Origin of the sequence: Pedobacter sp. D749 (assembly GCF_019317285.1) — a bacterium.
Classification (GTDB): Bacteria; Bacteroidota; Bacteroidia; order Sphingobacteriales; family Sphingobacteriaceae; genus Pedobacter.
Genome location: NZ_CP079218.1, coordinates 4,048,118 through 4,058,214 on the forward strand (window position 1 = coordinate 4,048,118; position 10,097 = coordinate 4,058,214).

Consider the following 10,097-nt stretch of genomic DNA (forward strand, 5'->3'; position numbering starts at 1 on the left):
TCCCGATTATTTCTTTTTACCTTTTGTTGGTGCCGCAACTACCTGTCCTGGTTTAGGACGTTTAGTACCATATTTAGAACGACGTTGGTTACGACCAGCCACACCTGATGTATCTAATGCACCACGGATGATGTGGTAACGTACACCTGGTAAATCTTTAACACGACCACCACGGATCAATACGATTGAGTGCTCCTGTAAGTTGTGACCTTCTCCAGGAATGTAAGCATTCACCTCTTTACCGTTCGTTAAACGAACACGGGCTACTTTACGCATTGCTGAGTTTGGTTTTTTAGGGGTAGTGGTGTACACACGTGTACATACACCTCTTCGCTGTGGACAGCTGTCCAACGCTGGAGACTTACTCTTGAACTCCAGTGCTACTCTACCTTTTCTAACTAATTGTTGAATGGTTGGCATTGTGCTTTTTTATGTTTTTTTATTAAAAAATTTACCGCTCCCCCGGCATCCTTGCAGATAGCCCATAAAACGGACTGCAAAAGTAGAACAATTCTTTTTAAAAATCAAGGGGTTAGCGTAAAAATTTTTCAGTTGGCACTAATCAGTTTTCAGTTGAAGATTAAGGAGTTGCAATTCTTCCTTTCTCTTGTCGTCATTGCGAACTGAAGCAGAGGCAATGATAGTGGCGTGAAGCAATCTTTCTCGCCTTAAACATTCAAGTCACCTAGGCATCGTTTCATCATTATTATACGCTTATTTGGAAAGCAGTTTCACTATCCTTAGGCTGGGTTCGGCCCCGCTAATGTTACAAGCTCGTGAAGGACTCGCTTTCCACGTATATCGGGTTTAGGTTGCAAAGCAGGCTTAAGTTGGCTTTTTTATCTAATGATTCAGGAGTTGAGGCTATTCCTTCTTCTTGTCGTCAATTGCGAACCTAAGCGAGGGAAATGGCGATGGCGTGAAGCAATCTATCTCACCTAAACATTAAATAATGCAAAAAAGTCTTCCAGTTTTACCTGAAAGACTTTCCTTTTCTAAGCTTTAGCTGCTTTTTTTGTGTGTTTTTTATGATGATGTTTTTTATGACTTTTTTTAGTCATAGATTTTTCTGTAGTTGGTTTTGCAGGTGCTGCAGTTTGCGCATTAACCGTTGCAAAGGTAAACATGGCTAATAAAGCGATGCTTAAAACTTTAATTGCTTTCATTTTCAAGTTGATTAATAATGAATAAACCTTGTTATTTTTTTATTAAATCTCGGAAAGCAAAATGAAGATTTAATGAATTATGGCAGGTCAAAAGCAAAAGTATAATTTAGCTTTTTACCAGTCAAAATATATTCGGAAACCACTTTCCCATCCACCAGAATTTTATACTCTCCTTTTGATTTGGATTTAGCGGTAGCCAATGTTTTAAGCAGAACAGGTGTACCTGATTTTAAGGTTACAGTCTTTTCCCATACACCCTTAATTTCTTTTAGTTCTGTCTGTTTTCCACTTTTAGTGGTGTAAACAATATCTGCCATTAAACCATCGCCAAAATTTGCCTGATACACTACGCTATAAGTTTCTTTCTGAGGAATATCTATTTTACCACGCGACATGGAATAGATGGTTGTCATGGTTGATAAAGCACAACTGCTTAAAATGATCGCCAGCAAAAAAGAACAGAAAATATTTTTCATTTGATATGGTTTAGATCGAGATGACGATGGTTTTAAAGAAAAGGTTGCAAAGGAAAGAGAAATGATTAAATGATAGCATGATTGAATGAGAAAATATTGGATTAGACTAGCCTATTCACTCATTTTATCATTCAAAACTCACTCATTCTAAACACACTCATTCCATCATTTATCAAAGGTATCAAGGTATAAATCTTCAACCTTTTTTCTGGCCCAGGGCATCCTTCTTAAAAATTTTAAGCTCGATTTGATCGTTTGGTTATTATTGAAACAATCAATCCTGATCAATGATCCCAGTTTTTCCCAACCATAATGCGTTTGCAGATCGGTTACTATTTTTTCCAGAGTGATACCGTGTAAAGGATTATTTTTTTGCTGTTCGGCCATTTGGCAAAGTTAAGGCAAAATTATCAGGGTTTGTACCGAGCCATCCAAACATTTGCACCACCGCAATCCGGATCGTTTATTTTGTACCTGAGCACTTCAAATTGATTTGCCTGAAGCAGGGTCTGATATTCAGCGGTATCCAAAGAAGCATGAAATAAATTTTCGCCACCATTCATGCCCCATACTTCTCCCCTTTCCGTTCCAGACGTAAACAGCAAAATACCGTTGGGCCTAAGGTGAAGTTTAAAAATAGTAAACATATTTGGCTGATCATCGGCAGGAAGATGAAAAAAACTGTGCCAGGCAATAATCGCATCAAATTTTTCGTCGAGATCGAGTTCACGCATATCTTTTAGCAGAAATCTGGTAGAGGGGAAATTAATTTTTGCCAGCCCGATCATTTGCTTGCTGGCATCAACCCCTAAAACATTTACCCCATGGTTAATAAAATATTCCAATATGGGTTTTCCATCACCGCAGCCCAGGTCTAAAACCTTTGCATCTGCTGGAAGTTGTTGGAGGATATCATTTAAATAAGCTTTCTCTACCGAATCAGCATAACGGTTTTCAGCAAACCAGTGGCCTATCTTATTGTAAACTTGGTAAACGTTTTTGCGTTCTCCTTTTTCCATCCGTGTAAATTTTCGATTATTGATGTTAATCTTTAATTCAAAGTTTTAAAATATCCTGGACACCACCCCTTGCATTAACAACACTAAAATAAATATATTCTATTTTTTTTTGGAAACAAAAATGCAGTGGTTCTTGACAAATGCAGCCCTGCCATCCGCTTTACTCCGTTGCACTTCATGCCCGCTACTGTCAGGTTTAGGATGTACGGTCTGCTTCCAGCATCACGCCAAAGGTATTGGACCCTTCATTTTCAAAACAATATCGGTTTAACAATTGTAAACGGGTTTATAAATTAACCAACAGCCGTAGCATCAATTTCGATTAACATGCCATTTAAGGCCAGCCTTTGTACCGGGATAAGCGTGTTTACCGGGAATTTCTGATCAGGCCATATTTTGTTCGATTCTTCGATCAGAATCTCATGTTTAGCGTCATCGTAATCTACCACCAAAGTAGTCAGTTTTGCAATGTTGGCCATGGTTAAATTTCTGCTTTTTAAGGCTAAAGCAATATTCTCGAATACAATAACAACTTGTGTTCTAAAATCATCACTTAAAATGCCGTCTGTTCTACTGCCGCCCTGACCTGCAACAAATACTAGCTGACGATCGGCAGGAACGGAGGCAAGGTGAGAATAACCATGTGGACGGGGATCATATATGCCGGTGGGATTGGTAATTTCTAAAATAGGTGCTGCCATATCTGTAAATTTATACTGCTAAATTATCTGATAGTTTTCCGTAAACCGTCGGTAATTTGCAATAAAAAACCTCCTGATCTTTTAAAATCAGGAGGTCTGGAATTATTTAAGGTAAGCCCGGTTGCTCATTAAGCTAAAGGGTAAACCTCAAGAAGTCTTCGACTACGCTACCATCGACAGAATCTATCAGTACGGCCGTCATTCTCGCGCAGGCGGGAATCTTAAAGCGCTTGCATTACGATTCCCAATCAAGTTGGAAATGACGATTCCTCGCAACTATAATTCCCTAAAAATTCTGTCACTCATATTGATTTTAATACAATAAATTAACCCTCAGACTGACAACCGCAGCACTTAATTTAATAACATTGGCTTAGTTGCCTGTAGCGGTCCACGTATCGTTATCAGGATTTGAATCTGGCAATACTTTATCCGGGTCTAAAGTAACCGATTCAATTTCTTCAGTTGTAGGGAAACGAACCAGCCAGCTTGTATTTTTCATCCAAACATCAACCGGAACTTTTACCGTTTCAGTTTTTCCGCTTTTGGTTTTAACCTGAAGAATGATCGGCATTGGCATTTTCTCTAAGTTTACCACTTTAATGTTATAGCCTACCAATTTATCATCTTTTTTAACGGCTTCAACGGCAGCGATACCCTGATCCATTTTCCAGCTGTTTAAAAACCAGCTTCTCCAGAACCAGGCCAAATCTTCACCCGCTCCGTTTTCCATTGAACGGAAGAAATCGAATGGCGTTGGATGTTTAAATGCCCAGTTTTTAATGTACTGACGGAAAGCATAATCAAAACGGTCTTCGCCTAAGACCTGGTTTCTCAAAATATCCAGGCCCCATCCTGGCTTACTGTATAAGTTAACACCTATATTTCTTTCGGCCATACCATCAGGCATCTGCATAATATTTTCGTAAATCGGGTTACCGATCACATTTTTACCAATTCTGTGTAAATCAGCCGGAGGACCTGCATATTCGCCATTATTAAAGTTTTTCTTAGAAATACCGTTGATGAAAGTATTAAATCCTTCGTCCATCCAACCATATTTACGCTCGTTAGAACCCACGATCATCGGGAACCAGGTGTGCCCAAATTCGTGATCGATTACTCCCCATGCGCCGGCCTTTTTAGCAGTCCAGCCACAGAAAACAATGCCAGGATATTCCATACCACCAATATTGGTAGCCACATTAACAGCCATTGGATAAGGATATTCGAACCATTTTGATGAATAATGCTCGATGGTAGATTTCACGTATTCTACGCCACGGCCATAAGAATCAATACCATTGCTTTCTACCGGTTGCGCAGAAACGGCCAAACCTGTTTTTCCACTTGGCAGTTTATACCTTGCGGCATCTAATACAAATGCTTTTGATGAAGCCCAGGCCGCATCGCGTGCATTGGTAATTTTAAATTTCCAGGTTAATTTATCTTTCGCCGGACGTGATTTTGGATCGGTTACTTCTGCTTCGGTACGGATGTGCACGGTAGCATCGCTCAGTTTAGCCGCATTCCATCTCTTTAACTGCTCTGGTGTAAAAACTTCAGCAGGATTTAATAATTCTCCGGAACCCATAACGATATGGCTTGCCGGTGCAGTAATGGCAAAGTTGATATCGCCATATTCGCAATAAAACTCACCCCCACCCCAGTATGGCAAAGTATTCCAACCAATTACATCGTCATACACACACATACGTGGGAACCACTGTGCAATGGCAAAAATTTCACCGTTTTTTGTAGTTAAATGTCCGGTCCTGTCCGATCCTTCTTTCGGTACAATGTACGAATAATCCATTTTGATGGTTACCAAATCGCCATTAGCGGCCAAAGGTTGATCTAAACGGATCTGCATACGGGTATCTTCAACAATAGAGGTGAATTTTACTGCACCTGTTTTTTGAGCTACGCTGATGTTCTGGATTTTATAACCTCCATCAAATTTTTCGCCCTGTGCACCATAACGGCTACGTGAAGGGGTAATGGCATAACCACGTGAAGTTTCTTTAAAAGTATTCTGATCTAACTGCAACCATAAATAAGGCAATTTATCGGGACTGTTGTTTTTGTAGGTAATGGTAACTGTTCCGCTAACCATGTTCTTCGTTTCATCGAGGTTTGCGGTAATGTTATAATCAACATGGTTTTGCCAGTATTTCGGACCTGGTGAACCAATTGCCGAGCGGAATTCATTTCCGTTTTGGGTATAAAATAGTGGTCCAAATGCTTCAGCGGGATTATAGTTGCTTGCTGGTGCGGGGGTTGTAGCCTGTTGGGCTGATGCTGAAAAAGCAAAAACACAACAAACCAAACCAAAATTAATCAGTTTAGTCAATTTCATGATCATAATAAGGTTGTAATACTGCGGTAAATATAAAAAATAACCACATATAGATTTATATGTGGTTATAATGTTACCAATAATGGTATAATGTTATCAAATTCTGTGAAGAAGTACCTAATTAGCCTTTAATTTTGGCAGATCCTGCAATTTTCTTTCCTGTGGTGTTAATTTTTTCCATGCTACAAAGGCACGTGAGATGTAAAAAGCATAACGGAATGGTCTTTCAGCCTTTACAGCCTCAATAGACGGCCTATAAATGATCATAAAATTTTTAAGGTCTTCACCTTCCAGTTTAGTAAGATCAGTGATAGCCTTTGGCGTGAAGTTTTCATCGATTTCATCCTGGTACATTTCCTTTTCTTCTAAATCGGCTTCTTTACGCTGCTGTCTTTTATATTTACCGTAACCTAAATTCAGGTTCAAGCCACCCACCTTATCTTTCATACGCTTACGGTTTAGGTTGCCCCCGGTATTAAGCAAGGTATATTTTTCTGCCAGGGGATCTTTAGCGTCAGTTACCTGGCTGTTCATGCGGACCGCAGTAATATCGACATCTTTTAAACTGTTCGATTTTACCGGAAGGTAGATGGTTCTGTTTAGGAGATTGGTTAAATAAAGCGTGTCGGTATGATACCCTATTGCCGAAAATTCAATCAAATCGCCAATGTTGGCTGCAATGGTATACTTACCTTCTTTGTTGGTACTGGTAGATTTTTTACTGTTCAGGTTTCTGATGGAAACGCCAGGCAGTGAGAGTGTTTTTTTCGAATAATCGAAAACTGTACCTGTAGTTACCGTTTGTGCAAAAACGCCAATCGGCAAGGCAAGCAATAGAAAAATGATCAGTTTGTACATACTCAAAAGTAACTTAGTTCGACATTTAAAAGCTGCATTTAACAAACTTTAACATTAGAACAATTGAATCAGGCTAGTGTTTTTAAATAATTTTCATCGTCAAATCCAATTAATATGGCTTTGTTGTTTTGCTCGATAATCGGTCGTTTTATGGCGCTGGTATTTTCTTTTAAATAAGCGATCGCCAACTCCTGATTATCAATTTTGGCTTGTTCTTCTTTGGTGAGTTTCTTCCAGGTTAGACCTTTACGGTTCAACACCGTTTCCCAGCCGAAAGTATTACACCATTCGTTTAACTTTTCGCTGTTAATGCCTTTTTTCTTAAAATCGTGAAATTCGAAATCTATCTGATGTGCTTTTAACCAATCAAGCGATTTTTTAACTGTATTGCAATTTGGAATTCCGTAAACGGTCATGTTGAGTTGTAATAATGTAAGATGGAAAATGGACGATGGAAAAACCAATCCTGCAATCCGTTTCAAAGATAATAAAATTGTTTATCCGTGGTGTTGGATATTACTATCCGACACAAAGTTGAATTATTGATTTCGCAAACAGTCAGATGGTAACATCTGACTGCACAATTATCGGATTGCCCAACCGATCTTAAAATCACGCAATCCTATAAATCCTATTCATTCGTCACATTTTTAGCCCTATCCATCACATTTTAAATATTGTGACCGGTTCTCTTTGTAAAATTGCGCCATTAATTAAAACAAAAATGGAAATTCTTTCAGGTAATTCAACGGCCATTAAATCCAAAAACATCAACCAGCTTGAGTTTTGGATTTCTACTACATTATACATCCTTGCATTGATTAGCATTTGCACGCAGACCACTTATGGTTCTGGCGGGTCTTACCGTTTTTCTGAAAATTCGGTTGAGTATAGCATCATGGCGAATTTCTTTCTGCCTGAAATATTTAAGATCAGTATCATTTACTTCAGTTTTTTGCTTTTCAATTTTGTTTCAATGCCTCAACTGGCAAAGGGCCGTAACGTGCCCATGAACCTGATCATGACCATTGCTGTTACCGCGTTTTCTATTATTGGATGGATGATCGCTAATACCTATTCGGAAGCTTACCGCCTTGTGGAATATGATGATATAGACCGCGGTTACGACATATTTTTTGGAGAAGCTTTTACCTATATATTTTTTATTTACTTGCTTTTTAACGCTTACGCCTATTTTAACGAGCGTGGCCTGGAGCTTTTTAATAGAATCCATTTTTTAAAGAATTATAACCAGAATATTGTATCAGAGATATTTGTGAGCACAAAAATCTGGCTGATTACGCTCATGATTTTCACCGCAGTACTTTCTGTTAAGATAGATTATGAGTTATTGGTCATCTGGATTATTGTACCACCGGTAAATATTTTTATTGCCTTTTGTGCCATTTATTACATCATTCCAAACCTAAGAAAGGATTTTAAAGGCTTTGGCCGGTATTTTTGGGGAAACGTAGGCATAACCATTATTGTTTCGCTACTGCTTTTGATTGTCCTTATTCCTTTTATGCGCAATGGTGTAGTTGTGCCAATTACCTTAGGTTTAAATGCAATATGTTTAATCTGCATTACCACACCATCTGCCTGGTATGTTTACAAACATAAATTTGAAAAACTGAGCGAAATACAGATGCTTAAAACAGAGCTGGGTAAATCGGATGCCAATCTGAATTTCTTAAAATCGCAGATTAACCCACACTTCTTGTTTAATGCTTTAAACACCCTTTTCGGAACGGCCTTACAAGAAAATGCAGAAAGAACGGGCGAGGGTATTCAAAAACTGGGCGATATGATGCGTTTTATGCTCCACGAAAATACTCAGGATAAAATTTCGCTAACCCGCGAGGTAGAATACCTGAACAATTATATCGATCTGCAAAAACTGCGTACCTCACGCTCGGCAGATATCAGGATCGACACCCATATTGAAGAACAATTAAACAATTTGCAGATTACGCCAATGTTGTTGATCCCCTTTATCGAAAATGCATTTAAACATGGGATCAGTTTGCAACAGCCATCGTATATCAAAATTACATTGCAGACAAAAGAAAAGACTTTATATTTCGATGTAAGCAACAGCATTTATATCAAGGCAGATAACGATCCTGAAAAACTAAAAAGCGGCATCGGACTTGAAAATGTTAAACAACGCTTATCATTACTTTATTATGGAAAACATGAATTAATTATCCGCGAAAGTGCAAACGAGTTTTTTGTTCATTTAACTTTGCAGTTAGATTAGTGATAAGTATCTTTCAGAAATCAAATAAACGAGTAAATAATTAAATTGATAAATTTGGGCGATTCGTCATTTCGACTGGAGCGTAGCGTAATGGAGAAATCTTTGACCGAAGTTAAAAGATTTCTCCACTACGGTCGAAATGAAGATCGCCTTTGAGCTACTAGAGATACTCCCTTCTTCAGCATGACAAAAGAGAAAACACAAAGACCAACCAAAAATGATTGCCATTGCTATAGATGATGAACCGATTGCATTAGACATTATAAAATCGCATGCCTCAAAAGTTCCGTTTGTAGAGTTGCAGCAAATTTTTACTGATGCCTTTGCAGCCATTACTTACCTCCAGCATAACAAGGTCGACCTGATTTTTCTCGACATTAAAATGCCCGATATCAGTGGAATTGATTTTTTAAAGAGCCTGAGCAAACCACCTATGGTGATTTTTACTACGGCTTATACCGAACATGCGGTGCAAAGTTTTGAACTTGATGCTGTTGATTATTTGTTAAAACCTTTTTCACTTTCGCGTTTTTTGAAAGCCTGCAATAAGGCACACGAACTCTTTAACCTGCGTAGCCAGAAGCAGGAAGCTAAAACGGAATACATTTTTGTAAAAGATGGTTATGAACAAATTAAGGTTAATTTAGACGAAATCTGTTATGTGGAAGCCTCGGGAAATTATACGCAGATCCAGCTTAAGGATAAATTACTGAGCTCACGCATCACCATAAACGACCTTGCTGAACTGTTGCCAAAAACAGATTTTATCCGCTGTCACCGGGCATTTATTGTTGCAAAAAACAAAGTATCCAAATTTGACCGCAGCCAAATCTGGATAGGAGATAAAGTTATACCCATTGGGGCTACTTACGTTGGAATACAACTTACTTAATGCAATTTAAGCCTCGCAGGTTTCGAAATCTGCAGGGGCTGGAACAGCGATATGAAACACAGGCCCCTTGTTAAATAAACCTGATAGTAGCGTAAAACCCGAAGGTGAAGCACGAACCGAGGCTTTGAAGCGGAGCAGGGAGCAGATAGCATGATGTATAGGGATAATTTCTCACACGGTCGTCATTCTCGCGCATGCGGAAATCTTAATGCACTCGCTATTTTCTTGCCCTTCGCGCAGTCTTGCCTCGGCTCACCGCCGCCGAGGGGCTCTTTCTTTTGGCTTGGCCCAAAAGAAACAAAAACCCAAGGCTTGCATCTTTCTTGTAAAAACCTACGGAAATCTTAATTGCGGCAGCATCGA

Annotated in this window: 11 protein-coding genes; 2 read left to right on the forward strand and 9 right to left on the reverse strand. The window is 38.9% G+C overall.

Going from position 1 to position 10,097, the window contains the following annotated elements:
- Positions 1-6: 6 nt before the first annotated feature.
- The 9 genes from rpsL to KYH19_RS16430 form a co-directional block, all read right to left on the reverse strand.
- Positions 7-420, reverse strand: a complete 414-nt coding sequence (gene rpsL / locus KYH19_RS16390) for a 30S ribosomal protein S12 (protein ID WP_029278631.1) — start codon at positions 418-420, stop codon at positions 7-9.
- A 575-nt stretch (positions 421-995) separates the two neighbouring features.
- Positions 996-1,166: a hypothetical protein gene (locus KYH19_RS16395; RefSeq protein ID WP_219075873.1), complete on the reverse strand. Its 171-nt coding sequence runs from the start codon at positions 1,164-1,166 to the stop codon at positions 996-998.
- Between the two features lie 77 nt (positions 1,167-1,243).
- Complete coding sequence (locus KYH19_RS16400) at positions 1,244-1,642, reverse strand: hypothetical protein (protein WP_219075874.1); 399 nt, start codon at positions 1,640-1,642, stop codon at positions 1,244-1,246.
- Positions 1,643-1,807: 165 nt separating this feature from the next.
- Entirely contained in the window at positions 1,808-2,029 is a 222-nt protein-coding gene (locus KYH19_RS16405; protein WP_132398530.1) for a VF530 family DNA-binding protein, read from the reverse strand.
- Positions 2,030-2,052: 23 nt separating this feature from the next.
- Positions 2,053-2,661, reverse strand: coding sequence for a trans-aconitate 2-methyltransferase (locus KYH19_RS16410; RefSeq protein WP_219075875.1), 609 nt, complete (start codon positions 2,659-2,661; stop codon positions 2,053-2,055).
- Positions 2,662-2,954: 293 nt separating this feature from the next.
- Positions 2,955-3,362, reverse strand: coding sequence for a RidA family protein (locus KYH19_RS16415; protein ID WP_219075876.1), 408 nt, complete (start codon positions 3,360-3,362; stop codon positions 2,955-2,957).
- A 373-nt stretch (positions 3,363-3,735) separates the two neighbouring features.
- A complete protein-coding gene (locus KYH19_RS16420) occupies positions 3,736-5,721 on the reverse strand; it encodes a M1 family metallopeptidase (RefSeq protein ID WP_219075877.1) in 1,986 nt (661 codons plus the stop codon).
- 117 nt (positions 5,722-5,838) lie between these two features.
- Entirely contained in the window at positions 5,839-6,579 is a 741-nt protein-coding gene (locus tag KYH19_RS16425; protein ID WP_219075878.1) for a carboxypeptidase-like regulatory domain-containing protein, read from the reverse strand.
- 68 nt (positions 6,580-6,647) lie between these two features.
- On the reverse strand, positions 6,648-7,061 hold the full coding sequence (locus tag KYH19_RS16430) for a Spx/MgsR family RNA polymerase-binding regulatory protein (RefSeq protein ID WP_255562450.1): 414 nt from the start codon (positions 7,059-7,061) through the stop codon (positions 6,648-6,650).
- A 242-nt stretch (positions 7,062-7,303) separates the two neighbouring features.
- On the opposite strand from KYH19_RS16430, the gene KYH19_RS16435 reads away from it, so the two are divergent.
- Positions 7,304-8,842 carry a sensor histidine kinase gene (locus KYH19_RS16435; RefSeq protein ID WP_219075879.1) on the forward strand — a complete coding sequence of 513 codons (1,539 nt, stop codon included), beginning with the start codon at positions 7,304-7,306 and terminating at the stop codon, positions 8,840-8,842.
- A 217-nt stretch (positions 8,843-9,059) separates the two neighbouring features.
- Positions 9,060-9,734 carry a LytTR family DNA-binding domain-containing protein gene (locus tag KYH19_RS16440; protein WP_219075880.1) on the forward strand — a complete coding sequence of 225 codons (675 nt, stop codon included), beginning with the start codon at positions 9,060-9,062 and terminating at the stop codon, positions 9,732-9,734.
- The last annotated feature ends 363 nt before the right edge of the window (positions 9,735-10,097 follow it).